Origin of the sequence: Streptomyces sp. NPDC048636, assembly GCF_040650655.1 — a bacterium.
Classification (GTDB): Bacteria; Actinomycetota; Actinomycetes; order Streptomycetales; family Streptomycetaceae; genus Streptomyces.
Map to the genome: position 1 here is coordinate 96,087 of NZ_JBEZHR010000010.1, position 24,561 is coordinate 120,647.

Consider the following 24,561-nt stretch of genomic DNA (forward strand, 5'->3'; position numbering starts at 1 on the left):
CGCGCATCTGGAAGGGGCTGGACGAGGTCGACTGGGCGGGGCTGCGCCACCACTACGGAACCGCCGAGGACGTACCGGGGCTGCTGCGCCGATGTGCCGGGCCGGATCCGGAGGACGCCGACGACGCGGCGGACGACCTGCTCAACCTCCTCTTCCACCAGGGCGGCTGGATCTGTCCGGCCGCCTCGGCGGCGCTCCCCTTTCTGCTGCGGCTGGCCTCGCTGCCGGAGGTGCCGAGCCGTCGCGCGGTGCTGGACTTGATGTCGATGCTGGCGTACGAGGCCGGGCAGGTCGCCGAACGGTCCCTGGATCCGGGGTGGGTGCCCTCCTGGTCACGCGTACTGCCGGACGTACTGGCCCTGTTGGCCGATCCTTCGGCGGAGATCCGGCGGGCCGCAGTCGAGGTCGTCGGTGTCTGCCACAGCGCCGGAGAGCTCGTACTGCCCGCGCTGCTGCGGTGCTGGGAGACGGAGGAGGATCCCAAGACCCGGCTGGACCTGGTCCTCGCACTCGGCCGGGCGACCGGACGGGAGCCGGCCGGCCCGGAGGCCGCCCGGGTGCACGATCTGCTGCGCGGTCTGCTGCACGGCCCGGAGCCGCAGTTGCGGCTGGCGGCGGTGCACGCCCTGGCGCCGGGCGATCCCGACCTGCCGGTGCGAGAGCTGCACCTCGTCCTGGCGGCGATCCGGGATCCCGGCGTGGCGGAGTGGCAGGGCACCAGCATGGTGGACAACGGAGGCGCGCGCGGCGCCCAGGCGATGACGGCCCTCCTGTTCACGGGCCCGTCCCCGGACTTCGTCCTGGGGCTGCTGGCCGACCACCCCGACGAGGAACAGCGGATCGGCGCGCTTGCCCAGGCGGGCGGACTGGCGGCGGAGTGGCGGCCCCCCCACCCCCCACCACCACCACCGCGTTGCTGCCCGCCCTGGCGGCGCGGCTGGACGACCCGGCCGCCGAGGCGCGGTATCTGGCGGCGGAACTGCTGGCGTGCCTCGGGCCGTCGGCCACCGCCCATGCGGACGCGGTGGCCGGGTTGCTGGACGACACCGGGCTCCCTGCGGCACACCGGAAGGGCACGGTCGGCGACGCGGCGCTCTGGGCCCTGGCGCGGATGAACGACCCGCGCTGCGTACCTGACCTCATCGAGCTGGTCACCGGCGCCCGCCCCGGGTTCACCTGGCTCTCCCCGCACAGCGGCGCGCGCCGAGGCGTGCACCATCCCGTACTGCCCGCGCTCGACGAGGTCCTCGCACTCCTTCCGGACCACGCCGAGCAGTTGCTGCCGGTGATCTGCGACCGGCTCCTCGCCGTCGCGGACGACGCCGTGCCCAGCGGACTCGGCACGGCGCTCGCCGCCTGGGGCACGGCCGCCGCGGCGGCCGTGCCACGGCTGCTGCCGCTGCTGGCGGACGACCGGCCGTGGACGACGGCGGCGACGGCCCTGGCGGGAATCGGGGCGGCGGACGGCGAGGCGTGCGAACTGCTGCGGGCCCGGGCGCTCGAAGGCGGCGCCGACGCCCAACTCGCCGCCTGGGCCTACTGGAAGACCGGAGGTGACCCGGAGCTGCCCCTGGCGGTGCTGGGACCCGCCGCCACGGACGGCACGTTCCCCGGCGCCGCCCTGCGCCGGCTGGCGGACCTCGGCCCGTACGCCACCCGCTACGCGGACCGGCTGCGGACCCTGACCGCCGCCGGTGACTGGACCGGTGTCGAGGCCGCCCACGCCCTCTGGGCCGCGACGGGTGACACCGAGCACACGGTCCCCGCCCTGCTGACGGCCGTACGGCCACTGACGGACGGCAGCTGTCTGCCGGTCATCCTCGCCGCGGTGCGGTACCTGACCCGGATGGGCCCCGCCGCCCTGCCGGCCGCGCGGCTGCTGCGCGACGTGCCCAACGGCGACCACCGCCTTCACGACTCCGCCGGGTGGCGGACTTTCACCGAGGACGAGTTCATCCGCGCGGCGGTGGACGCGTTGCTCGCGGCGGCTGAGTGAGTCACGTCGGCCTGGGCGATCGACGGTCCATGGCGGCGCGGGGCAGAAAGGGGCAGGCGGCGAGGGGTCCGCGAGTCCACCCAGAACACGGATGATTCACTCACTCTCGTACAGGGATTCCCCGTTCATCGCTCGCGCGTTCGGCATGACGTCATACTGGCACCTCGCTGATCCCGGGGAGGCGGGCATGGACACCGGAACGACGGCACTTCACGGGTGCCGACTGGCCGCCGACGCGCTGCCGGACGGGCTTACCCACGGGCCGAGCCGTGAGTTCCTGGTCCAGTGCGGGCTGCCGGAGGCCGCCGCCGATCTCGACTTCACCGCCCTGCGCGGTGGCACGCTGGAGCCCTTCACCACCCGTGGTGGGCAACTGGTCGGCGAGGGGCGGCTGTTGGCACTCGGCACAACCGACTACTGCGGCAGCCGGGTGGTGCTCGACGGCGCCACCGGCGCGGTGCTGCTGGGTGAGTGGGCCGGGGCCGCGCGCCACGCGTCGGCGGAGACGGAGCCGGTCCACGATCCCCTCGCCACCTCGCTGCCCGCCCTCGCGGCACTGATCGACACCTGTGAGTGGGTGACGGAGGGCGCGCGGGACAGCGACGCATACGACGGGCAGCGCGGACCGCGGGTCATGGCCGAGGTGATCGAGGCGGCCGCGGGGCGGCTGCGCGCCGCCGGTCCGGCGTTGTTCGGCGCCGAGGCCGCTCCCGCGCACTGGCGCACCTGTCTGCTGGTGCGCTCCCTGGCCTGGGGCGCCCGGCCCGGTCCGGTGGACGGTCTGGCGTACGCCTTCGGACCGGACCTGGTGCGGGATCTCGCCCAGCTGGACGGCGAGGGCCGGGTGCGCCACTACCGCCCGGAGGAGCTGCCGGAGCAGCTCACCCACGAGCCGACCCGACGGCTGCTCACCGAGGTCGGACTGCCGCTCGGCGGTGAGCTGTTCGGCGTCGGCGACGAGCCGCTGCGCACCATGACCGAGGCCCACCCCGACTCCTTCGCGGGGACGGAGCCGGACGGTTCCGGTGCGGCCACGGGCCGGGCCCACCAGCGCGACTTCCTCGCGCTCGGTTGGTGGCCGCACGACCTCACGGTCGCCCTCGACGGTGCCACCGGGCGGCTGGAGCTGCCGGACTGGTACGGGGAGGGTGAACCCGCCGCCTATCTGAACCGGGACCTGTCGGCACTGCTGTACGCCGTGTGGATCTACGAGCGGCTGCGGACGGAGTGGCACCGCTGGGACGGCGCCGCCGCGGACACCTGCCGGGTGTTCGACCCGTTGCCCCTGCTGAGCAGCCGGGTGGACGCGATGGTGGAGGCAGTGGCCCCGGAGGCGTTCCGGACCCCCGCCCACTCGTGGCGGATGCTCGCCGAGGATCCGTACACCGGCGGGCTGCTGTCCAACTGAACCTGGCGGGACGCCAGTCGGGACACCACCGCCCCGGCCGGGCGGATGCCGGTCGGGGCGGTGCGGGTCACGGCGCCGGAGCGCTCGCGTCGGCGTCAGCCGAGGGTCGCGAGGGCCTGGTTGAGAGTGGCCGACGGGCGCATGACCGCCGACGCCTTCGCCGCGTCGGGCTGGTAGTAGCCACCGATCTCGGCGGGCGAGCCCTGTACGGCGATCAGCTCGTCGACGATGGTCTGCTCCTGCTCGGTGAGCGTCTTGGCGAGGGCCGCGAACGCGCCCGCGAGCTCGGCGTCGTCGGTCTGCTTGGCCAGCTCCTGGGCCCAGTACAGGGCCAGGTAGAAGTGGCTGCCGCGGTTGTCGATCCCGCCGACGCGACGGCTCGGCGACTTGTTCTCGTTCAGGAACGAGCCGGTGGCCCGGTCCAGGGTGTCGGCGAGCACCTGGGCGCGTGCGTTGCCCGTCTTCTGGGCGAGGTGCTCGAAGCTGACCGCGAGGGCCAGGAACTCGCCCAGGCTGTCCCAGCGCAGGTAGTTCTCCTTGACCAGCTGCTGGACGTGCTTGGGGGCCGAGCCGCCCGCGCCCGTCTCGAACAGCCCGCCGCCGTTGATCAGCGGCACCACGGAGAGCATCTTGGCGCTGGTGCCGAGCTCGAGGATCGGGAACAGGTCGGTCAGGTAGTCGCGCAGGACGTTGCCGGTGACCGAGATCGTGTCCTCACCACGGCGGATGCGCTCGAGGGAGTACGCGATCGCCTCGACCGGCGCGAGGATCTTGATCTCGAGGCCCTCGGTGTCGTGCTCCGGCAGATACGCCTTGACCTTCTCGATGAGGTTGGCGTCGTGGGCGCGGCCCTCGTCGAGCCAGAACACGGCCGGGTCGCCGGTGGCGCGGGCGCGGGTGACGGCCAGCTTGACCCAGTCGCGGATCGGCACGTCCTTGGTCTGGCACATCCGGAAGATGTCACCGGCGCCGACGACCTGCTCCAGCACCACGTTCCCGGAACCGTCCAGGACGCGCACGGTGCCGGTGGTGGGAATCTCGAAGGTCTTGTCGTGGCTGCCGTACTCCTCGGCCTTCTGCGCCATCAGACCGACGTTGGGCACCGAGCCCATGGTGGCCGGGTCGAAGGCGCCGTTGGCGCGGCAGTCGTCGATGACGACCTGGTAGATCCCGGCGTAGCTGCTGTCCGGGATGACCGCGAGGGTGTCGGCCTCCTCGCCGTCCGGGCCCCACATATGGCCGGAGGTGCGGATCATCGCGGGCATGGAGGCGTCCACGATGACATCGCTCGGGACATGCAGGTTGGTGATGCCGCGGTCGGAGTCGACCATGGCCAGCTCCGGCCCCTCGGCCAGCTCGGCGTCGAAGGACGCCTTGATCGCCGGGCCCTCGGGGAGGGAGTCCAGACCTTTGAGGATGCCGCCGAGGCCGTCGTTGGGGGTCAGACCGGCCGCGGCCAGCGTCTCCCCGTGGGCGGCGAAGGTCTTCGGGAAGAACGCGCGCACCGCGTGGCCGAAGACGATCGGGTCGGAGACCTTCATCATCGTGGCCTTGAGGTGCAGCGAGAACAGCACGCCCTCGGCCTTGGCGCGGGCCACCTGCGCGGCGAGGAACTCCCGCAGCACGGCCACCCGCATCACGGACGCGTCCACGACCTCACCGGCGAGTACCGGTACGGACTCGCGCAGCACGGTGGTGGAGCCGTCGTCACCGGTCAGCTCGATGCGCAGCGAGCCGTCCTCGGCGATGACGGCGGACTTCTCGGTGGAGCGGAAGTCGTCGCCGTCCATGTGGACGACATTGGTCCTGGAGTCGGCCGTCCAGGCGCCCATGCGGTGCGGGTGCGCCTTGGCGTAGTTCTTGACCGAGGCGGGGGCGCGGCGGTCGGAGTTGCCCTCGCGCAGCACCGGGTTGACGGCGCTGCCCTTGACCTTGTCGTAGCGGGCGCGGATGTCGCGCTCCTCGTCGGTCTTCGGGTCGTCCGGGTAGTCCGGCAGTGCGTAGCCCTGCTGCTGGAGCTCGGTGACCGCCGCCTTCAGCTGCGGGATCGACGCCGAGATGTTCGGCAGCTTGATGATGTTCGCCTCGGGGGTCTTGGCGAGCTCGCCCAGCTCGGCGAGGGCGTCGGGGATCCGCTGGCCCTCCTCGAGACGCTCGGGGAACTGAGCGATGATCCGCCCGGCCAGGGAGATGTCCCGGCGCTCCACGGTGACCCCGGCGGTCGAGGCGTACGCCTCGATCACGGGCAGGAAGGAATACGTCGCGAGGGCCGGGGCCTCGTCGGTGTGCGTGTAGATGATCGTCGAGTCAGTCACCGGGTGCTCCGCTCCTCCACGTCTGCAACATTGCTCGACATCAAGATATCTCGTGTTCGGGCCCCTCTCGAAAGGGCCCTCGGGAATCGGCCGTATGACGCCGCGCATGGGCGCGGAAGGCCCGGGCGGCGGGATGGGTGGGGGTGTGCGGGGTGACGAGGTGGACGGTCACGGGGTCCGCGTCCAGCAGCGGGAGATAGCGGACCCCGGGGTGCGGATGGCTGTGCTCGGTGCCTTCGGCGGTGACGCCGACGGCCTCTCCGGTGGCGATCACGGTGAGCCATTCGTCCACGTTGGCCACTTCGAAGGTGTGCGGACGGCCGCCCTCCGGCCAGAGCCCGGAGCCGGAGGTGGCCGCGGTGGCACAGAGAACGACCTGTTCACCGGCGAGATCGGCGAGCCGCAGCGCGGAGCGGCGGGCGAGCGGCCCGCCCTCGGGCACGGCGGCGAACCGGCGCTCGGTGTAGAGGGCGAGGGCGGTCAGCCCGGGGTCCCCCGGCGGCGGGGTGCGCAGGAAGGCGGCGTCCAGTTCGCCGCGGCGCAGCGCGGCCTCGGGGTCGTCGCGGCGGTGCACCCGGACCGGGACGCCGGGGTGCTCCTCCCGCCAGCCGCGCAGCAGGGGCACGGTGTGACGGCCGAGGGCGGCCCAGGCGAAGCCGATCCGCAGCGGGCGGGGCCCGGCGGTGGCCTCCGCCAGCGCCTGGTCGAGCTGGTTGAGGATGCGGTGGGCGTGCTCCCACAGCCGCCGCCCCGGCTCGGTGAGGGCCAGCCGCCGGGTGGTGCGCTCGACCAGCCGGGTGCCGGTCCGGCTCTCCAGCTGGTCCAGGGTGCGGGACAGCGCGGGCTGGCTGATGTGCAGGGCGGCGGCGGCACCGGTGATGGTTCCCTCGTCGCCGATCGCCGCCAGGGCCCGCAGATGGCGCAGCTCCACATTCATAACCCCACAGCATAAGTGCAGCGCAGACGGCATTTCCCTGACAGCGGGGAGTGGATCTAGCGTCATCGCCATGAGGATTCTTGTCATCGGGGCGGCCGGGAAGCTCGGCGCGGCCGTCACCAAAACGCTGGCCGGGCGCGGCCATGAGGTACTCACCGCCGGACGCCGCAGTGGCGAGCTGCGGTACGACATCACCGACCCGGAGCGGATCACCGAGCTGTACGAGCGGGCCGGACGGCTGGACGCGGTGGTCAGCGCGGCGGGCGACGTACCGTACAAGCCGGTGACGGAGCTGGCGCCGGAGGACTATCTGTCGGCGTTCCGGGGGAAGGTGCTGAGCCAGCTCGAACTGGTGCGGCAGGGTGTGCCGCGGATCGCCGGACGCGGCTCCTTCACCCTGATCACCGGGGTGCTGGCGCGGGAGCCGATCCCCACCGGCGCCGCGGCGTCCATGGCGAACGGCGCGGTGGAGGCGTTCGTCCGGGCGGCGGCCATCGAGATCGCCCCGCAGCGGATCAACGCGGTGAGCCCGACGGTCTTCACCGAGAGCCTGGCGGACTACGGGGACTTCTTCCCGGGGATGGAGCCGGTCGATCTGGCCCGGGTCGCCCAGGCGTACGTCCGGTCCGTGGAGGGGGCTCAGACTGGACAGATCTACAGCCTCTCTTGAGGTATCCCTACAAATCTCCGGCATCACACTCATTGCCGGACGGCATGTGATCACGCTCAACTCCCCTGGCAGATTGGCATGTGAAGGGCAACCCCTCCTCTCTCGACCGAGTCTTGACCGAGGGGAGGGGTTGTATCACTGCGACAAAGGGGGTTGTTGAATGTCCACAGCGCACACCCACACCGACCCGATGGCCGAACCGGTGCTGGTCACCGGGCTCGGGGCGACCACACCGCTGGGCGGGGACGCGGCCTCGACCTGGGACGCGATGCTGGCCGGGCGGTCCGGGATCGGCCGTATCGAGGAGGAGTGGGCGGCCGGGCTGCCGGTGCGGATCGCGGGCCGTCTCGCGGTCGAGCCCACCGAGGTGATGGACCGGGTCCAGGCGCGGCGGCTGGACCGCTGTGAGCAGATCGCGCTGATCGCCGCGCGGGAGGCATGGGCTGACGCGGGAACGCCCGCGGTCGACCCGGAGCGGCTGGCCGTGGTGATCGGGACCGGCACCGGTGGGGCGCTGACCATGCTGGGTCAGGACGACGTCCTCGAGCGGTCGGGGGTGCGGCGGGTGTCACCGCACACCGTGCCGATGCTGATGGCGAACGGGCCCGCGGCCTGGGTCAGCATCGAACTCGGAGCGCGCGGTGGCGCCCACACCCCGGTCAGCGCGTGCGCGTCGGGGGCCGAGGCCCTCGCGATGGGCCTGGATCTGATCCGGCTGGGCCGGGCCGACGTGGTGGTGGCGGGCGGTACCGAAGCCTGCGTCTGCGCCCTGCCGATGGCGGGGTTCGCCCAGGCCAAGGCCCATTCGACCCGCAATGACGAACCCGCCCTGGCCTCCCGCCCGTTCGACGTGGACCGCGATGGCTTTGTCATCGGGGAGGGCGCGGCGGTGGTGGTGCTGGAGCGCGCCGGGTTCGCCGCGGCGCGGACGGCCCGGGCCCATGCGGCGCTCGCGGGCGCCGCGGTGACCTCGGACGCGTACCACATCACCGCGAGCCATCCCGAGGGCCAGGTGCGTGCGATGCGGAGGGCGCTGGCGTCGGCGGGGCTGCCCCCGCTGGCGGTCGGGCACGTCCACGCCCACGCCACCTCGACCCCCAAGGGCGATCTGGTCGAGGCCCGGTCCATCACCGAGGCCGTCGGGGCGCATCCGGCCGTCACCGCGACCAAGTCGATGACCGGCCATCTCTTCGGCGCGGCGGGGGCGGTGGGCGCGCTGGCGGCGATCCTCGCGGTACGCGACGGTGTCATCCCGCCGACCAGCAATCTGGACACCCTGGACCCGGAGGTGAAGCTCGATGTGGTGGCGGGCGGGCCGCGGCGGGGCGCGCTGACGGCGGCGCTGGCGAACTCCTTCGGGTTCGGCGGCCACAACGCCTCGCTGGTCTTCACCCCCGCGCCCTGAGACGGGACGGCCGGTCCGGCCGGTGGCGCACCGCCGCCGTCCGGACCGGCCGGTCCTGCTCCGCCGTGCGGTCAGAGGATGATGCGCAGCACGAGCTGGGTCTCGGTGTCGCTGGTGTTGACTGCGCTGATGACGCCGTGGGCCGTGCGATAGCGCTCGGTGCCTCCGGTGATCGCGACGGTGACCTGACCGGGTCCGGCGGCGGTGACCGAGATCAGTCCCTGGAGGGTGATGTCCCCGCCGGGGAGGGTGAGGGTGCCCACGCACTGCTGGTCGAAGGAGTCGGGCGCCGGGCCGACCCGGGTCAGGGTGCAGACCTCGCCGAACTGCCCGACCACGGTGGAGCCCCGGAGGAGGTCTCCGGCCAGCACGAGTTCGTCCCCCTGGCTGGGGCCGGGGTCACCGTGGTCGATGAAGGCGGTCTGGGTCTGCCGCGCGACCAGCTGGAGGACTTCGGTCCGGCCGCCGTCCCCCGAGTGGCCACCGTTGGGGACCGGCGAACCGGCCGCCGCCGGAGAGGCCCAGACGAGGGTGGTGGCCAGAGCGGCGGCGCTGAGGGCGAGAGGGGCGAAGCGGCGCATCATACGACTCCCGGGATCCGTGGAGCCGTCCGGTCTGACCCGGTGTCACACCACGGACACGGCTCCGCCGTCAGCCTCGCCGGGCCCGGGCGCCCCCGCGACCTGACAAGATCATCCAGGTGAACGGGCGCCCCCGGACGGGGTGGAGCGGCCCGGTCGGCGGAGCGTGTCAGCGCAGCGCGTCCCCGTCCATCCGCAGTCGCCAGCGGCCCGGCAGACCGGTGAGGGTGAGAGTGGCCAGCGGCTGGACGTCGACGTTCCAGTAGCAGTGCGGGGGCGCCTTGAGGGCGTACATCATGGCCGCGCGTATCACCCCGGGATCGGCGACCGCGACCATCTTGGCGTGCTCCTCGACCGGGCGGGTGTCCAGCCAGCCGCCGACGCGGGTGATGAAGTCCAGCAGCGATTCCCCGCCGTGCGGGGCGGAGCGCGGATCGGCGAGCCAGGCGTCCACCGTGGCCGGTTCGCGCGCCATCACATCCGCGAGGGTACGGCCCCGCCAGCGGCCCATGTCACAGTCGCGCAGGGCGAGTTGGGCGAGCGGGGTGAAGCCGAGGGCGTCGCCGGTCTCCCGGCTGCGCGGCGAGGGCGAGCAGTAGCGCAGCTCCGCCGCGGCCAGCGGGATCAGCGCGGGCGCGGCCCGCTCCACGGCGATACGGCCCTCGACGTCCAGGGGCCGTTCGTCGTCGAACCGTTCGCCGAGCCGGGAGGAGCTGCGGGCGGCGGCGATCAGCGTGAGCCGGAACGTCATCCCGGCATCGTATTCACCCTCCGTCGCTGGCGGACGGCTGCCGGGAGAAGAGCAGATGCATCCAGTTGGCCGGGTCCTCCAGCGGTACGAAGCCCAGCTTCGCGTAGACGCCGTGGGCGTCGTCGGTGGCCAGCAGGATGCGGCGCAGCCCGTACGGCGCGAGATGGTCGCGGACGGCCGTGACCAGAGCCGTGCCCAGCCCCTCGCCGCGGGCGGAGCGGTCGATGTAGACATCGCACAGCCAGGAGAAGGTGGCGTAGTCGGTGACGACGCGGGCGTACCCGACCTGGGCGCCGGACGCGGTGTCGTACACGCCGAAGTTGAGCGAACCCGCGATCGCCTTGTCCTGCTTCTCCCTGGTGCGGCCGAGGGCCCAGTAGGCGTCGGTGGAGAGCCAGTGGTGGATCCGGGCCGGATCGAGCCGCGCCGGGTCGGTGGATATCTCGAAGCCGTCGTTCATGGGGGTGTTCCTATCAGCAGCGCGGTCCGCGCGGCGACCCGATTTGCCGCCGAGACCGGGGGCGTCCCGGCTAAGGTCCGCTCAGCCCAGCACCTCGGCACAGGCGGTGCGCAGTCGCCGGACCCCCTCGGCGAGCTCACCGGCGCCTGCCGCCGAGGCGAAGCTGAGCCGTACGTGCGGGGCGGGCGGCTCGGCGCAGAAGTACGGGCGGCCGTGGGCGACGGCGACCCCGGCGCGCAGCGCGGCGGAGGCCAGCGCGGCCTCGTCGGTGCGCCGGGGCAGCCGTAGCCACAGGTGGTAGCCGCCGGGCGGCACATGGGGCAGGGCGAGAGCGGGCAACTCCTGCCCGAGGGCGGTGACCATCGCCTGGCGCCGGGCGCGCAACTCGGCGGCCACGGTGCGCAGATGGCGGGGCCAGGCGGGGGCGCCGACCAGTTCCAGGGCGGCTTCCTGCAACGGGCGGGGGACGAAGAAGCTGTCGACGACCTGGATCGCGCGCAGCCGCTCGAAGACGGGGCCGCGGGCGGCGAGCGCACCGACCCGCAGGCTGGGCGAGGTGGCCTTGGTGAGCGAGCAGACGTGGACCACCACCCCGTCGGGGTCGTCCGCGGCGAGCGGGGCGGGCAGCGGCGGCGCGTCCTCGTGGACCAGACGGCGGGCGAAGTCGTCCTCGATGACGAAGGCGCCCGCCGCACGGGCGATCCGCAGCACCTCGGCCCGCCGTCCGGCCGCCAGACGGGCTCCGGTCGGGTTCTGGAAGAGCGGCTGGCAGACGAAGACACGGGCGCCGCTGGCGCGCAGCGCCTCGGCGAGCAGATCGGTGCGCACCCCGTCGGTGTCCACCGGGACGGGGACCGGGCGCAGTCCGGAGGCGCGGGCGGCGGCCAGCATGCCGGGATAGGTGGGGGATTCGACGAGTACGGGGGCGCCGGGCGGGGCGAGGGCGCGCAGGGCGCAGGTGAGCGCGGCCTGACCGCCCGCGGTGACCAGTACATCGGCGGCGGCGAGGGTTCCGGCGGGGCCGCCGATCTCCCGGGCGAACCACTCGCGTAGCTCGGTGAGCCCTTCCATGGGCGGGCGGCCCCAGGCGCCGGGCCGCCTTCCGGCCCTGGCGAGGGCCGCGGCCAGGGCGCGTTCGGGCTGGAGGGAGGGGTGGAGATAGCCGCCGTTGAGCTCCAGGATGCCGGGCGGCGGGGCGGTGAGCGTGGCCAGTACGCCCGAGGCGTCGACCGAGCGCGGTACGGCCTCGCCCGCCGTCTCCACGCTCAGGGCGACCTCCTGCCAGGAGGTGTCGCCCGGCCGTGGGGTCCCGGGGCGGGAAGGGGCGGCGCGGAAGGCTCCGGCGCCGGGGCGGGTGACCACCAGCCCCTCGGCGGCGAGCGCGGCGAGGGCGCGGGAGACGGTCACCGGGCTCACCCGATGGCGCTCCACCAGGGCACGACTGGAGGCCAGCTTCTCACCTGGTGAGTAGCGATTCAGCTCTTTCCGCAGCGTTTCGGCCAGCTCGGTCACACTGCTACGCTCATGCATGACAGCACAGGATAGCGCTACCGCCCCCCGCACGATAGCGGTGCCCGGGGGCGAAGGGCCCCGGCCGGGCGACGCGGCACACGCCGAGGGCCCCAGGACCGGCACCCTGCTCGCCGGGCTGGGCGTGGTCGCCTTCTCCCTCACCTTCCCCGCCACCGCCTGGGGGCTCGAGGGCTTCGGCCCCTGGTCGGTGACCACCTGCCGGATGGTGCTCGCCGCGCTGGTCGCGGGCGGGGCGCTGGCCGCGCTGCGGGTTCCGCCACCGCACCGCCGCCACTGGGCCGGGCTGCTGGTAGTGGCCGCCGGGGTGGTCGTGGGCTTTCCGCTGCTGACCACGCTCGCCCTCCAGACCTCCACCACCTCGCATGCGGCGGTGGTCGTCGGTCTGCTGCCGCTGACCACCGCCGCCTTCTCCGCCGTACGCACCGGACTGCGGCCGTCCCCGGTGTTCTGGGCGGCGGCACTGGCCGGGGCCGCGGTGGTGATCGCCTTCGCGGTGCAGCAGAGCGGTGGCACCCCGACCACCGGCGATCTCTATCTGTTCGTCGCGCTGCTGGTGTGCGCGGCGGGCTACACCGAGGGCGGGCGGCTGGCCGCCCAGCTGCCCGGCTGGCAGGTGATCGGCTGGGCGCTGGTGGGGTGTCTGCCGCTCGCCGCGGTGGGCGCGGCGCTGTCGCTGCGGTACGAACCGGTCCACCTCGGCGTCCACGCGGTCGCCGGACTGCTGTGGCTGGCGGTGGGCTCGCAGTTCCTTGGGCTGCTGCTCTGGTACCGCGGGATGGCCGCGATCGGGGTGGCGCGGGCCAGCCAGCTCCAGCTGGCCCAGCCGCTGCTGACCCTGGTGTGGTCGGTGCTGCTGCTGCACGAGGACCTCTCCCCCGCCGCCCCGGCCGCCGCGGTCGCGGTCCTGGTGTGTATCGGGGTGACCCAGCGGGCCCGGATGCCGCGGACGCGGGATACGGCGGAGACGACGCAGACGACGCAGACGACGCAGACGACGCAGACGACGCGACGGAATGCCATCCGGGCAGGCGCAAACCCGGAGGAGCGGCCATAAACTGGCCACAGGGATTGTCCTGAAGGACAGCCGTAGGAGGTCATGCAGATGGAGGCGACCGTAGGCGACAAACTGCTGGTGCACGGCAGGGTTGTCGGCATTCACGACCGGACCGCGGAAATCATCGAAGTGCTCGGGGACCACGGCGCACCGCCCTACCGCGTCCGCTACGAGGACGACGGCCACGAGTGCCTGTTCTCCCCGGGCCCTGACGCGGTCGTCCGCCACCTGGCCACCGGCCCGCGGCGCTAGCGCCGCGGATCCGGCTCAGCGGGGCGGACGCACCCGGCACCCGTAGTGGTCGGCGACCACGCGCGCCATGGCGCCGTTGCGGTCGGCGGCCACTTCCTTCGCCGAGAAGAAGACATTGCCGCGGACCTGTGGGAAGTCCCGGTCGAAGGTGAGATGGCGGGAGAGCTCCGCCGGGTCCTGCCAGGGGGCGGGCTGCGCCGGATCGCCCGCCTTGTACAGCGCCTCGCCGATGTACAGCCGCACCCCGGTGCCGCGCACCGCCTCCGCCCACCAGGGCACCAGCTTGGCGTAGTCGGCGGCGGCGAAACCGATGTTCCAGTAGACCTGCGGAACGATGTAGTCCAGCCAGCCGCGCCGCACCCAGCCGCGGGTGTCCGCGTAGAGGTCGTCGTAGGTCTGGACCCCGGCGGTGGTCTGTGAGCCGCGCGGATCGGTGGCGGCGTTGCGCCAGACGGCGAACGGGCTGATGCCGAACCGCACCCCCCGTTTGAGCCGCTTGATCCGTACGGCCGTCTCGTGCACCAGCCGGTCGATGTTGTCCCGGCGCCAGGCGGCCCGGTCCGGGAAACCCCCGCCGTAGCGGGCGTAGGCGGCGTCGTCGTCGAAGACCTGGCCCGCGACCGGATAGGGGTAGAAGTAGTCGTCCCAGTGGACGGCGTCGATGTCGTAGCGGGCGACGGCGTCCAGCATCGCGTCCTGGACGAAGCGGCGGACCTCGGGCAGCCCGGGGTTGTAGTAGAGCTTTCCGCCGTAGGTCACGACCCACTCGGGGTGGCGGCGGGCGGGGTGGGTGGGGACCAGCCTTCCGGGGTCGGTGTGGTTGGCCACGCGGTACGGGTTGAACCAGGCGTGCAGTTCCAGACCGCGCCGGTGCGCCTCGCGCACGGCGGTGCCCAGCGGGTCCCAGCCCGGGTCCCGGCCCTGGGCGCCGGTCAGGTACTCCGCCCACGGCTCGTACGGCGAGGGCCACAGCGCGTCGGCGGTCGGCCGCACCTGGAAGATCACCGCGTTGAGCCGGCGGCGTACGGCGGTGTCGAGGAAGGCGAGCAGTCCGGCCCGCTGCTGCTCGGCGGGGAGACCGGGCCGGGAGGGCCAGTCCCGGTTGGCGACGGTGGCCAGCCACATCCCGCGGAACTGGCGACGCGGCCGCGGCCGCCGCCCGGCCGCCATCGCCTCACCCGCCGTGGTGGCGCCCGCCAGCGCCCCGGCCGCCGCCACCGTGAGACTTCTGCGCGTGATCTGCCCCATGCCGACTCCTCGTTCGCCGCTCGCCGCCGACTCCCGCTGCCGTCCCTGACTCCCGCTGATGATGGGGCTGTTGTGGGCGTCCGGCAATGCCTGCCGCGGTTCCCGCGACGGTCGGCTCCGCCGGCCGCCGAACCCGGTGACATCAACTCTTCCCGCGCGGGCGTCCGGGCGCGCGCGTCCACGCGGAAACGGGTGGTGACGCGGGGGTGACAGGGAGCGGACGACGCCGGATGGATCCGGCCCCCGCCCGGCCCCCCGCCCATAACCGGGAGGTAACGTCTGGGGCCACAGGGGGACGACACAGCCCGGCAGACAGATCAGTGATCAGCGAAAGGCACGATGTGACCGACATCGAACGCGTCGGAGTGGTGGGCTGCGGCCAGATGGGCGCGGGCATCGCGGAGGTGTGCGCCCGTTCCGGCCTGGACGTCATGGTCGCGGAGACCACCGGCGAAGCCCTGGAGATAGGGCGGACCCGCCTGACCAACTCCCTCGGCAAGGCCGCCGAACGCGGCAAGATCACCGAGGAGGAGCGGGACGCGACGCTGGACCGGCTGAGCTTCACCACCGATCTGGGGGAGTTCGCCGACCGCGATCTGGTCATCGAGGCCGTCGTGGAGAACGAGCAGGTCAAGACCGAGATCTTCCAGGTGCTCGACCAGGTGGTGACCCGCCCGGACGCGATCCTGGCCTCCAACACCTCGTCCATTCCGCTGGTCAAGCTGGCCGTCGCCACCTCGCGGCCGGACCATGTCATCGGCATCCACTTCTTCAACCCGGCCCCGGTCCAGGCGCTGGTCGAGCTGATCCCCGCGCTGACCACCAGCGACGAGACCATCAAGCGCGCCGAGGCGCTGGTCCACGACGGCCTCGGCAAGCACGCCATCCGGGCCCAGGACCGCTCCGGCTTCGTGGTCAACGCACTGCTCATCCCGTACCTGCTTTCCGCGATCCGGATGTTCGAGTCCGGGATCGCCAGCCGGGAGGACATCGACAACGGTATGGAGATGGGCTGCGCCCACCCCATGGGCCCGCTGAAGCTGTCCGATCTGATCGGTCTGGACACCATCGCGGCCATCGCCGACTCGATGTACGCCGAGTACAAGGAGCCGCTGTACGCCGCTCCCCCGCTGCTGCTGCGCATGGTGGACGCGGGACGCCTGGGCCGTAAGAGCGGCTCCGGCTTCTACGCGTACTGATCCGGCCGCCGGTCCGCACGCGCTGCCGGTCCGCGCCCGGTGACCGCTCGCCATGGGCCCGTGTCCGCCTCCGGGGCGGAGGCGGGCCCGTGGTGCGTCAGTCGGAGGAGTCCAGGTCCCGTCCCGCGTCGGCGCCCAGGATCCCGTCCAGCTCGGAGATCTGCCCCACCAGCCGGTGGACGTCCCCGGTGCCCTCCAGCGCCACCTGCACCTCGGCGACGCCCGGGATACCGGGGCGGCTCTCCTCGTCGGCGCGCATCCCACGCGTCGGGCGGCCCCGGTCCTTCCAGGGCGCCCGGTCCACCCGGACCCGCAGCACCCGGAACCCGGCCGCGGTGCACAGCTCCAGCACCCGCGGCAGCAGCCCGCCGCCGATCCGGTAGGAGAGCTGCACCTCCACCTGCTCCTCCGCCCAGATGGCCGGAAGGTTGCGGGTGATCATCGGGTAGCCGCGCACCACCAGGAAGTGGATCGCGGTGGCCGCGGTGGCCAGCAGGGCCAGCCCGCCACCGCAGGCCATGCCCACCGCACAGGTCAGCCAGATGGTGGCGGCGGTGGTCAGCCCCTTCACGGCGTCCCGCCGGACGAAGATCAGGCCACCGCCGATGAAGCCGATACCGGAGACGATCTGCGCCGCCACCCGGGAGGGGTCCAGGGTGACATGGTCGCGCAGCAGCACATCGGCGAAGCCGTACTGCGAGACCTGCATGAACAGCGCGCTGCCCACGCCGACCAGGGTGTGGGTGCGCAGCCCCGCGCTCTTCTGCTGGACGGCCCGCTCCAGCCCGATCAGGGTGGAGAGCACCAGCGCGATACCCAGCTCGGCGAACTGCCGCACTCCCTGATCGGCGCCGAATTCCCACAGCGGGGCAGCGGTCGTATGCACGCACAGCCCTCCCTGCTCACTCCGCGTGAAGCCCACCCCCACGCATGCCCCGAGTACCCGCGATGAGCCGGAACACGCCGTAAGCGGAACAGGAAGCGGAAGGGCCGGGCCGGACCTGCGCCACCGTTCGCACGGGGTGTGCGCCGGTGACTCACACACCCCCGCCGCACACTCTCCCGCGCGACCCCGGTAAGCGGTTGACTCAGCTACGTGACCACTGCACGGACATACATCCGGAAGGGGATCAACCCGTGACCACCGAGCCCGACCACGTTGCGTTATCCGTGGAGCTCGCGGAGCTCCGCCGCACCGTCGACGTGGGCTTCACCCGTGTCGACGGCAGGCTCGCCCTGCTCGACCACCGGGGGGAACAGGCGGAGGAGGACGTCGGCCAACTGACCGGTCGGATCCGGATCCTGGAACACGGGCGCTGGCCACTGCCCTCCATCGCCGCCCTCACCGGTCTCTCCTCGCTGGCGCTCGCGGTGTGGCAGACGGCGGGACGCTAGGGCGGGTCCGCGAAGTCCCGCCGGGCCCGCGGTCAGCCGAGACGGATGTGGTGGAGCAGCAGCAACGCCGCAGCCATGTTGGCCGCGGGCACCTCGCCCCGTGCGACCAGATCGGGCACCGACTTCAGCGGCACCCACTCCCGGCGGTCGGATTCGAAGTCGTCCTCCGGGTGGCCGACGTACGCGGCCTCCTCGGCCCAGTAGATGTGGTGGCGGGCGTCGGTGAGCCCGTTGGACGGCTCGACAGAGAGCAGATGGCGCAGCGGCCCGGGGCGCCAGCCGGTCTCCTCCTCCATCTCCCGCGCGGCGGCGTCCTCCACGCTCTCGCCGTCCTCGACCACCCCCGCGGCCAGCTCCCAGCCCCAGGCGTCGGTGATGAAGCGGTGCCGCCACAGCAGCAGCACCTCGTTGGCCGCGTTGACCACGGTGGCCACCGCCACCGGCCGCAGCCGGATCAGATAGTGGTCGAGATGGCGGCCGTCGGGGAGTCTGACATCGGCGAGATTGACCCGGAACCAGCGGTTCTCGTACACGGTCCGCTCCCTGAGATTCTTCCACCGCACTACCGGCCACCTTCCGCCGCACAGATGGCAATCCCCGGCCAGCCGCTGACGAGAGTGCGGAGCGCGCTCAGAGAGGAACGCGCAGTGCCCCGTCGATGAGTTCCGCGGCCTCGTTGGTCGCCGCGCACCCGCTGGCCGCGAGGTGTTCCCGGACGGCGCGCAGCCGGTCGCGTAACCGCTGCGACTCCATCCCGCGGGCCCGCTCGGTCATTTCCACGGCCGTGGCGCCCGCCCGGTCGGCGTCGCCGGTGCGCAGCTCGATATGGGTGAGCATGGCGAGCCGGTGCACCCGTCCCCGGTCGTGGGCGGGGGTGCCGACGGCGGCGGTGGCGTGCTCCCGGGCGGCGCCGAGGTCGCCCAGGCTCAACAGGGCCTCCGCCACCTGGACGTTGACCAGGCCCGGCTGCACATAACCGGTCTCGTCGGGCTCCTGGCCCGGGCGGATCCGGTCGGCGGCGGTCTCGGCCCGCCGGATGCAGGCCAGCGCCCCAGCGCCGTCGCCGAGCCGGGCGTATGCCTTGGCCTGCATGGCGTACAGGTCGGCGGCGAGCGCGGGGGTGATCTGGGTGCCCGCGGCGCGCAGCGCGGATTCGGCGAAGGCGACCGCCGGCCGGTACTCCCGCATGAACAGCGACTGGTTGACCAGCAGCGCTATCACATAGGCGCCGAGCCCCCGGTCGCCACTCGCCTTGGCCAGCCGCAGCGCCTGGTGGAAGTAGCGCTGGGCCAGGCCGTGGGCGTTGGAGTCGTAGGCGCAGATACCGGCGATGGCCACCAACCCGCCGGTGGCGCGGTGGAGTTGGCGGCCGGTGTCGTCGGGATAGCTGCCGCGCAGCAGCGGCGCGGTCTCGGCGTTGAGGAAGCCCACCACCCGGGCCCGGGTCGCCACTCCCCCGGCCTTGCGGTACAGCTGCTCGTAGTGGGCGCGGGCGGCGCGCAGCATCGCGATATCGGACATGCTGACGCGGGTCAGCCCGTGGCGGGAGACATCGGAGTCCTCGGGCGGGTTCTCCCACTCCCACACCGGGATGACGGCGGAGGTGCCGGTGACCGCGGGTGCGGCGATGACATGCGGACGCTGCTGCTCGTCGGAGCGCCACAGCGCGGTGGCGCGCTCGACGAATCCGGTGAGCGGGGTGGCGGGCCCGCGAGGGCTGCCGGGGGTGCCGAGCCCGATGTCGTCCAGGGTGAGTGCGCGGCGCAGCCGTTCGCCGAGCACCTCGCAGATCAGGTCCGGCACATGGCCGCGCGGACGCTGTCCCTTCAGCCAGCGCGCCACCGCGGTGTGTTCGTAGCGCAGTGTCATGCCCCGTGCCCGGCCCGCCTCGTTGATGTGCGCGGCCAGCCCCGCATGGGAGATCCCGGCCTCGTCGAGTACGGAGTCGAGCAGTGTGTTGGGCTCCATCTCGCCCTCCCGACGCCCTCGGTGGCGCCAGCGTAGTGGAGGCCGATTCGCACGGGGTGTGAACCGGACGACGACCCCACCGCACGGCACTTCCGGCGGAGTGCTCAGCCGTGCCGGGCATCGCCGGCCGGGACGGAGAGCGAGGGGGTGGCCGACACCGGACGGCGGTCGTTGCGCAGGGCGACCAGCGCGATGTCGTCGCTGAGCCGTCCGCCGGTGTGCCGCAGCACCGCCGAGCGGACCCCCTCGACCACCGCGGCCGGGACGATGGGTCCGGGGCCCGCCGCCTCGGCGAGGGCGCGGCGCAGCGGGAAGAAGACACCGTCCACGTCCCGGGCGTCCTCGGCGCCGTCGGTGTGCAGCACCAGCGCGTCCCCGGGAGGCAGCGGTGCGCAAGGGGCCAGGGGCAGTTCGGCCGGGAGCGGGAAGAGGCCGAGCGGGGGCAGCACCTCACCGGGCGCGGTCTGCCGGGCGGTGGCGGGGCCGACCGGCTGCTCCAGGAGCCGGTACGGCCAGGGGTGGCCGCAGTTGAGCGCGGTGACCTCGCCGTCCGGGCCCACCTCCAGCAGCAGGACGGTCACGAACTCCTCGGCCTCGGGGCTCTCCGGGGTGTACGCACCGCCCGCGCGCTCGCGCAGGTGGCGTTCCAGGGCGCGGTCCAATCGCCGCAGCACGTCGGCGAGTCCGCGCTCCTCGTGGGCGGCCTCGCGGAAGCTGCCGAGGACGGCGGCGACGGTGCCGATGGCGGCGAGGCCGTGGCCGCGGGCGTCCCCGATGATGACGCGGACGCCGTAGGGGGTGGCCAACACCTCGTAGAGGTCGCCGCCGACCGCCGCGCCGCGGCTGACCGACAGATGGCCGCCCGCCAGCTCGATGCCCTCGAGACGGGGCGGCAGCGGGCGCAGCACGGCCCGCTGGGCGGCGTCCGCCACCTCCTGGGCCCGCTCCAGTTCGCGGACCAGCCGGGAGTGGCGGCCGGTGGTGAGGTAGCCGACCGCGACCACGGTGAGGATGGCCGCACAGGCTCCGAGGCGGGTGCCCAGGGCGTCGGCGGAGCTCTCCGGGGCCGGGACGCCCAGTGGAACGAGGGCGAACAGCGCGCTGGCCCCGCCGAGCAGCATGCACAGTCTGCTGCCGGTGAAGGCGCAGGCGATGGCGGGCGCGGCGGCCAGGAGCTGGATCAGCCGTGGTCCGTAGGGGCAGCTCAGCTCCCAGACGACGATGCCGAGCAGCCATCCGCACAACAGCGCGGCGGGGGCCCTCAGTGTGCACGGTGGGGCCGCTCCCGGCGGCTCGCCTCCCGGCCTGCTTCCGATCATGCGACGCCCCCGTTCACAGCCAATGAGGCGGTCGGCGGGCCCCGAAGCCGGTCCTGAACGGGACTCTGAAGCCGGTCCTGGATCGGTCCTGACCTGGGCCGTGCGACCGGGACGATTCTCGCGACAGCCACTGTCAAATGGACCAGAGGCTTCCGATTCTCACCTGATCGTGTGATGGCGTTCGCCGGTGGAGCCGAACAACCCGCCGCTCCACGGACGGGAGAGCGAACGGCGCGCGAAGGGCGCGCCCCGCGGATACGAGGCGCGCCCTGTGGGCTCGCACAACCGGTGTCGGCCGGTCGGCGAGCCCTCCGTATCAGGCGCCGCGGAGCACGGCGCCGGTGCGCTCGGCCGTGAGGGCCACCGCCGCGTCCCGGGCCACCGCGATCTCCTCGGCGGTCAGCGTACGGTCGGCGGCACGGAAGCGGAGCGCGTAGGCCAGCGACTTCCGGCCCGTACCGAGCTGTTCACCGGTGAACACGTCGAACAGCCGCAGGGACTCGAGCAGTTCGCCCGCGCCCTCGCGCAGCGCCGCCTCCACCTCGGCCGCGGCCACCGCGGTGTCCACGACCAGCGCCACGTCCTGTGTGGCCACCGGGAAGGTGGACACCCGCGGCGCCTCGACGGGGCCGGAGCCCGCCTCCTCCAGACGGTCGAGCTCGATCTCCATGGCGCAGGTGCGCTCCGGGAGGCCGAGGGCCTTGGTGACCCGCGGGTGCAGCTCGCCCGCGTTGCCCACCAGGATCTCCTGACCGTCCACGACGGCCAGCAGCGCGGCACAGCGGCCCGGGTGCCAGGGGTCCTGCTGGTCCTGACGGACGATCAGCTCGACGCCCGCCTCACGGGCCACGGTCCGGCCCGCCTCGACCGCGTCGGCCCAGCTCGCCGGGGTGCCCTCGCCCCACCATCCGGACTGCTCACGCGCGCCCGACAGCACGACGGCGGCGCGGCGCGGCTGACGCGGCAGGGCGGCGTCCAGCCGGGCGATCTCCTCGTCCGTGGGACGGTGGTCCACGGGCAGGGTGACGGCGGTCGGCCGGGCCCCGCTGGAGCGGAAGATCAGACCGGTCTCGAAGAGCGCGAGACCGTGCTCACCGCGGCCCTCGTTGCGGCGCAGCGCACCGAGCAGCCCGGGCAGCAGGGTGGTGCGCAGCGCGGGCTCGGTGTCCGAGATCGGGTTGACCAGCGTGACCAGGTCGCGGCGTGGGTCGTCGGCGGCCAGCCCGAACTGGTCGAGCACCTCCGCGCCGATGAACGGGTAGTTGAGCGCCTCCACATACCCGGCACCGGCCAGCGCCCGGCCGACCCGGCGGTGCAGCCGCTGACGCTCGGTCAGCCCGCGCCCGGCGGGCGGCCGCGGCAGCGTCGAGGGGAGGTTCTCGTATCCCTCGAGCCGGATGACCTCCTCGGCCAGGTCGTTGGGGTCGGTGAGGTCCGGCCGCCAGCTGGGCACCGTGACGGTCAGGTCGTCGGCGCCGTAGACATCGCAGCCGACCTGCTGGAGGCGGCGCACCACGGCCTCCCGGCCGTACGCCACGCCCGCCACCCGGTCCGGGTGGTCGGCGCGCAGGGTGAGGGTGTGCGGGGCGCCGGGCGAGATGACCTCGGTGACGCCCGCCTCGGCGGTGCCGCCCGCGAGCAGCACCAGCAGATCGACGGTGCGCTGGGCCGCGGCCGAGGCGGCCTCCGGGTCCACCCCGCGCTCGAACCGCTTGGACGCCTCCGAGGACAGCTTGTGGCGGCGGGCGGTACGGGCGATCGAGACCGGCGCGAAGTGGGCGGCCTCGATGACGACCTCGGTGGTGCCGCGCACCTCTCCGGTCCCGGGGTCGGTCACCGCGTCCGCGATCTCGGTGTGGGCGCCGCCCATCACCCCGGCGAGACCGATCGGCCCGCTCTCGTCGGTGATGACCAGGTCCTCGGCGTCCAGTACCCGCTTGGTGCCGTCGAGGGTGGTGAACTTCTCGCCCTGCTCGGCACGGCGCACCCCGATCGCGCCGTTGATCCGGGTGCGGTCGTAGGCGTGCAGCGGCTGGCCGAGCTCGAGCATCACATAGTTGGTGATGTCGACGGCGAGGGAGACCGGGCGCATCCCGGCCTTCTGGAGGCGGCGCTGGAGCCAGATCGGGGAGTGCGCCTGCGGGTCGAGCCCGGTGACGGTACGGGCGGTGAAGCGGTCGCAGCCGACCGGATCGGCCACCTTGACCGGGTAGCCATGGCTGTTGGGCGCGGGCACGTCCAGCAGGGCCGGATCGCGCAGCGGCAGCCCGTAGGCGGTGGCGGTCTCACGCGCGACACCGCGCATCGACAGGCAGTAGCCCCGGTCGGGGGTGACGGCGATGTCGAGGACCTCGTCGACCAGTTCCAGCAGCTCGATGGCGTCGGTGCCGACCTCGTACTCCGGCGGCAGCACGATGATGCCGTCGTGGTCGTCGGACATGCCCAGCTCACTGGCGGAGCAGATCATGCCCTCGGAGGTCTTGCCGTAGGTCTTGCGCGCGGAGATCGCGAAGCCGCCGGGCAGTTCGGCGCCGGGCAGCACCACGACGACCTTGTCGCCGACGGCGAAGTTCCGGGCGCCGCAGACGATGTTCTGCGGCTCGCCGGTTCCGTTGGCCTGCCCGACATCCACCTGGCAGTAGCGGATGGGCTTCTTGAACCCCTCGAGCTCCTCGATGGCCAGGACGTGCCCCACCACCAGGGGGCCCTTGAGACCGGCGCCGAGCTGCTCGACGGTCTCGACCTCCAGCCCGGCGGCGACAAGTTTGGCCTGTACGTCACGGCCGGTCTCACCGGCGGGCAGGTCGACGTACTCCCGCAGCCAAGAAAGCGGGACCCGCATCAGATCTCCATCCCGAAGGGCCGGGTGAAGCGCACATCACCCTCGACCATGTCTCGCATGTCTTCCACGTGGTGCCGGAACATCAGCATCCGCTCGATACCGAAGCCGAAGGCGAACCCGCTGTACTTCTCCGGGTCGATACCGCAGGCCACCAGCACCCGCGGGTTGACCATGCCGCAGCCGCCGAGCTCGATCCAGCCCTCGCTGGAGCAGGTGCGGCAGGGGCGGTCGGGGTTGCCGACCGACTCACCGCGGCAGACGTAGCAGAGCATGTCCATCTCGGCGGACGGCTCGGTGAACGGGAAGTAGTTCGGCCGCAGCCGGGTGGACATGCCCTCGCCGAACAGCTCCCGCACCATGTGGTCGAGCGTGCCCTTGAGGTCGGCCATGGTCAGCCCCTCGTCCACGGCAAGCAGCTCGACCTGGTGGAAGACCGGGGTGTGGGTGGCGTCCAGCTCATCGGTGCGGAAGGTGCGGCCCGGACAGATCACATAGATGGGCGGCTCACGGTCGATCATCGACCGGATCTGCACCGGTGAGGTGTGGGTGCGCAGCACCACACCGGAGGACTCGCCGTCCTTCGCACCGCGCACGAAGAAGGTGTCCTGCATCTCGCGGGCGGGGTGGTCCGGCGGGAAGTTCAGCGCGTCGAAGTTGAACCACTCGGCCTCCACTTCGGGGCCCTCGGCGACCTCGTAGCCCATGGCCACGAAGACGTCCTCGATGCGCTCGGAGAGGGTGGTGATCGGGTGGCGGGCACCGGCCGGGGTGCGGTCGTACGGCAGTGTGACGTCCACCGCCTCCTCGACCAGCACCCGGGCGTCGCGCTCCGCCTCCAGCTCCTCCTGACGGGACTTGAGCGCCTGGTTCACCTGGCCGCGGGCCTGGCCGACGCGCTTGCCCGCGTCCGCCTTGGCGTGCGGCGGCAGGGCGCCGATCTCGCGGTTGGCCAGCGCGAGCGGTGAGCGGTCGCCGGTGTGGCCGACCTTCACCTCGCGCAGCGCCTCGAGGTCACCCGCGGCGGCGATGGCGGCGAGCGCCTCGTCCCGCATCCGGGCGATCTCTTCCGGTTTCAGGGCCTCGACCTCGACAGGGTCGTACGACTTATTGGGTGCGGACATCTCTTCCCGTGCTTCCGATTGTCCCCAGCTACCGCTGGGAGGTGCCCCCTGGCTGCGCGACCCCGCTCGACGGCTGCTGCGACCAGGGACCACAAGGGACGCCAAAG

21 protein-coding genes are annotated in these 24,561 nt (G+C 73.0%); 8 read left to right on the forward strand and 13 right to left on the reverse strand.

Annotated features, from left to right (window positions below; genetic code table 11):
• Positions 1-230: 230 nt before the first annotated feature.
• Positions 231-1,115, forward strand: a complete 885-nt coding sequence (locus AB0C66_RS25420; RefSeq protein ID WP_362442918.1) for a HEAT repeat domain-containing protein — start codon at positions 231-233, stop codon at positions 1,113-1,115.
• A 1,068-nt stretch (positions 1,116-2,183) separates the two neighbouring features.
• Positions 2,184-3,404: an SUKH-4 family immunity protein gene (locus AB0C66_RS25425; RefSeq protein WP_362442921.1), complete on the forward strand. Its 1,221-nt coding sequence runs from the start codon at positions 2,184-2,186 to the stop codon at positions 3,402-3,404.
• Positions 3,405-3,499: 95 nt separating this feature from the next.
• Here AB0C66_RS25425 and AB0C66_RS25430 read toward each other — a convergent pair whose 3' ends face one another.
• The gene (locus AB0C66_RS25430; RefSeq protein WP_362442924.1) at positions 3,500-5,719 is read right to left on the reverse strand and encodes an NADP-dependent isocitrate dehydrogenase; all 2,220 of its coding nucleotides are present in this window, start codon (positions 5,717-5,719) and stop codon (positions 3,500-3,502) included.
• 40 nt (positions 5,720-5,759) lie between these two features.
• Positions 5,760-6,656, reverse strand: coding sequence for a LysR family transcriptional regulator (locus AB0C66_RS25435; protein ID WP_362442927.1), 897 nt, complete (start codon positions 6,654-6,656; stop codon positions 5,760-5,762).
• A gap of 70 nt (positions 6,657-6,726) precedes the next feature.
• Here AB0C66_RS25435 and AB0C66_RS25440 point away from each other — a divergent pair, with 70 nt between their 5' ends.
• Together AB0C66_RS25440 and AB0C66_RS25445 are read left to right on the forward strand one after the other, a co-directional pair.
• Positions 6,727-7,326 (forward strand): short chain dehydrogenase, encoded by a 600-nt coding sequence (locus tag AB0C66_RS25440; protein ID WP_362442930.1) that lies wholly within the window; start codon positions 6,727-6,729, stop codon positions 7,324-7,326.
• Positions 7,327-7,486: 160 nt separating this feature from the next.
• On the forward strand, positions 7,487-8,731 hold the full coding sequence (locus AB0C66_RS25445) for a beta-ketoacyl-ACP synthase II (RefSeq protein WP_362442933.1): 1,245 nt from the start codon (positions 7,487-7,489) through the stop codon (positions 8,729-8,731).
• A gap of 71 nt (positions 8,732-8,802) precedes the next feature.
• Here AB0C66_RS25445 and AB0C66_RS25450 read toward each other — a convergent pair whose 3' ends face one another.
• The 4 genes from AB0C66_RS25450 to AB0C66_RS25465 all read right to left on the reverse strand — a co-directional run bounded on the left by AB0C66_RS25450 (position 8,803) and on the right by AB0C66_RS25465 (position 12,053).
• On the reverse strand, positions 8,803-9,315 hold the full coding sequence (locus tag AB0C66_RS25450) for a hypothetical protein (protein ID WP_362442936.1): 513 nt from the start codon (positions 9,313-9,315) through the stop codon (positions 8,803-8,805).
• A 166-nt stretch (positions 9,316-9,481) separates the two neighbouring features.
• Complete coding sequence (locus tag AB0C66_RS25455) at positions 9,482-10,063, reverse strand: histidine phosphatase family protein (protein WP_362442939.1); 582 nt, start codon at positions 10,061-10,063, stop codon at positions 9,482-9,484.
• A gap of 13 nt (positions 10,064-10,076) precedes the next feature.
• The gene (locus tag AB0C66_RS25460; protein WP_362442942.1) at positions 10,077-10,523 is read right to left on the reverse strand and encodes a GNAT family N-acetyltransferase; all 447 of its coding nucleotides are present in this window, start codon (positions 10,521-10,523) and stop codon (positions 10,077-10,079) included.
• A gap of 81 nt (positions 10,524-10,604) precedes the next feature.
• Positions 10,605-12,053 carry a PLP-dependent aminotransferase family protein gene (locus tag AB0C66_RS25465; protein ID WP_362442945.1) on the reverse strand — a complete coding sequence of 483 codons (1,449 nt, stop codon included), beginning with the start codon at positions 12,051-12,053 and terminating at the stop codon, positions 10,605-10,607.
• On the opposite strand from AB0C66_RS25465, the gene AB0C66_RS25470 reads away from it, so the two are divergent.
• Positions 12,052-13,110, forward strand: coding sequence for a DMT family transporter (locus AB0C66_RS25470; RefSeq protein WP_362442948.1), 1,059 nt, complete (start codon positions 12,052-12,054; stop codon positions 13,108-13,110). The two genes, AB0C66_RS25465 and AB0C66_RS25470, sit on opposite strands and share 2 nt — an antisense overlap.
• Before the next feature lie 48 nt (positions 13,111-13,158).
• Complete coding sequence (locus AB0C66_RS25475) at positions 13,159-13,362, forward strand: DUF1918 domain-containing protein (protein WP_362442951.1); 204 nt, start codon at positions 13,159-13,161, stop codon at positions 13,360-13,362.
• Between the two features lie 15 nt (positions 13,363-13,377).
• Here AB0C66_RS25475 and AB0C66_RS25480 read toward each other — a convergent pair whose 3' ends face one another.
• Positions 13,378-14,610 (reverse strand): family 10 glycosylhydrolase, encoded by a 1,233-nt coding sequence (locus tag AB0C66_RS25480; RefSeq protein WP_362442954.1) that lies wholly within the window; start codon positions 14,608-14,610, stop codon positions 13,378-13,380.
• Between the two features lie 341 nt (positions 14,611-14,951).
• On the opposite strand from AB0C66_RS25480, the gene AB0C66_RS25485 reads away from it, so the two are divergent.
• Positions 14,952-15,809 carry a 3-hydroxybutyryl-CoA dehydrogenase gene (locus AB0C66_RS25485; protein WP_362442957.1) on the forward strand — a complete coding sequence of 286 codons (858 nt, stop codon included), beginning with the start codon at positions 14,952-14,954 and terminating at the stop codon, positions 15,807-15,809.
• A 97-nt stretch (positions 15,810-15,906) separates the two neighbouring features.
• Here AB0C66_RS25485 and AB0C66_RS25490 read toward each other — a convergent pair whose 3' ends face one another.
• Entirely contained in the window at positions 15,907-16,695 is a 789-nt protein-coding gene (locus AB0C66_RS25490) for an MgtC/SapB family protein (RefSeq protein WP_362442960.1), read from the reverse strand.
• 251 nt (positions 16,696-16,946) lie between these two features.
• Between AB0C66_RS25490 and AB0C66_RS25495 the strand changes: the two genes are divergently transcribed.
• Positions 16,947-17,204 carry a hypothetical protein gene (locus AB0C66_RS25495; protein ID WP_362442963.1) on the forward strand — a complete coding sequence of 86 codons (258 nt, stop codon included), beginning with the start codon at positions 16,947-16,949 and terminating at the stop codon, positions 17,202-17,204.
• Between the two features lie 32 nt (positions 17,205-17,236).
• On the opposite strand, the gene AB0C66_RS25500 is transcribed toward AB0C66_RS25495, so the two are convergent.
• The 5 genes from AB0C66_RS25500 to pheS all read right to left on the reverse strand — a co-directional run bounded on the left by AB0C66_RS25500 (position 17,237) and on the right by pheS (position 24,454).
• Positions 17,237-17,767 (reverse strand): NUDIX hydrolase, encoded by a 531-nt coding sequence (locus tag AB0C66_RS25500; RefSeq protein ID WP_176179802.1) that lies wholly within the window; start codon positions 17,765-17,767, stop codon positions 17,237-17,239.
• 67 nt (positions 17,768-17,834) lie between these two features.
• The gene (locus AB0C66_RS25505) at positions 17,835-19,172 is read right to left on the reverse strand and encodes a transcriptional regulator (protein ID WP_362442966.1); all 1,338 of its coding nucleotides are present in this window, start codon (positions 19,170-19,172) and stop codon (positions 17,835-17,837) included.
• A gap of 104 nt (positions 19,173-19,276) precedes the next feature.
• Positions 19,277-20,491, reverse strand: a complete 1,215-nt coding sequence (locus AB0C66_RS25510) for a PP2C family protein-serine/threonine phosphatase (RefSeq protein ID WP_362442969.1) — start codon at positions 20,489-20,491, stop codon at positions 19,277-19,279.
• Positions 20,492-20,807: 316 nt separating this feature from the next.
• Positions 20,808-23,333, reverse strand: coding sequence for a phenylalanine--tRNA ligase subunit beta (gene pheT / locus AB0C66_RS25515; protein ID WP_362442972.1), 2,526 nt, complete (start codon positions 23,331-23,333; stop codon positions 20,808-20,810).
• Positions 23,333-24,454, reverse strand: coding sequence for a phenylalanine--tRNA ligase subunit alpha (gene pheS / locus AB0C66_RS25520; protein WP_362442975.1), 1,122 nt, complete (start codon positions 24,452-24,454; stop codon positions 23,333-23,335). The genes pheT and pheS overlap by 1 nt, the downstream gene beginning before the upstream one ends.
• Between the last annotated feature and the right edge of the window lie 107 nt (positions 24,455-24,561).

Excerpts from the sequence above, each read along its gene's own strand:
- AB0C66_RS25425 (WP_362442921.1), top strand. The coding sequence starts at position 2,184 with ATGGACACCGGAACGACGGCACTTCACGGGTGCCGACTGGCCGCCGAC.
- AB0C66_RS25435 (WP_362442927.1), bottom strand. The coding sequence starts at position 6,656 with ATGAATGTGGAGCTGCGCCATCTGCGGGCCCTGGCGGCGATCGGCGAC.
- AB0C66_RS25440 (WP_362442930.1), top strand. The coding sequence starts at position 6,727 with ATGAGGATTCTTGTCATCGGGGCGGCCGGGAAGCTCGGCGCGGCCGTC.
- AB0C66_RS25445 (WP_362442933.1), top strand. The coding sequence starts at position 7,487 with ATGTCCACAGCGCACACCCACACCGACCCGATGGCCGAACCGGTGCTG.
- AB0C66_RS25450 (WP_362442936.1), bottom strand. The coding sequence starts at position 9,315 with ATGATGCGCCGCTTCGCCCCTCTCGCCCTCAGCGCCGCCGCTCTGGCC.
- AB0C66_RS25455 (WP_362442939.1), bottom strand. The coding sequence starts at position 10,063 with ATGACGTTCCGGCTCACGCTGATCGCCGCCGCCCGCAGCTCCTCCCGG.
- AB0C66_RS25460 (WP_362442942.1), bottom strand. The coding sequence starts at position 10,523 with ATGAACGACGGCTTCGAGATATCCACCGACCCGGCGCGGCTCGATCCG.
- AB0C66_RS25470 (WP_362442948.1), top strand. The coding sequence starts at position 12,052 with ATGACAGCACAGGATAGCGCTACCGCCCCCCGCACGATAGCGGTGCCC.
- AB0C66_RS25465 (WP_362442945.1), bottom strand. The coding sequence starts at position 12,053 with ATGCATGAGCGTAGCAGTGTGACCGAGCTGGCCGAAACGCTGCGGAAA.
- AB0C66_RS25475 (WP_362442951.1), top strand. The coding sequence starts at position 13,159 with ATGGAGGCGACCGTAGGCGACAAACTGCTGGTGCACGGCAGGGTTGTC.
- AB0C66_RS25480 (WP_362442954.1), bottom strand. The coding sequence starts at position 14,610 with ATGGGGCAGATCACGCGCAGAAGTCTCACGGTGGCGGCGGCCGGGGCG.
- AB0C66_RS25505 (WP_362442966.1), bottom strand. The coding sequence starts at position 19,172 with ATGGAGCCCAACACACTGCTCGACTCCGTACTCGACGAGGCCGGGATC.
- AB0C66_RS25510 (WP_362442969.1), bottom strand. The coding sequence starts at position 20,491 with ATGATCGGAAGCAGGCCGGGAGGCGAGCCGCCGGGAGCGGCCCCACCG.
- pheT (WP_362442972.1), bottom strand. The coding sequence starts at position 23,333 with ATGCGGGTCCCGCTTTCTTGGCTGCGGGAGTACGTCGACCTGCCCGCC.
- pheS (WP_362442975.1), bottom strand. The coding sequence starts at position 24,454 with ATGTCCGCACCCAATAAGTCGTACGACCCTGTCGAGGTCGAGGCCCTG.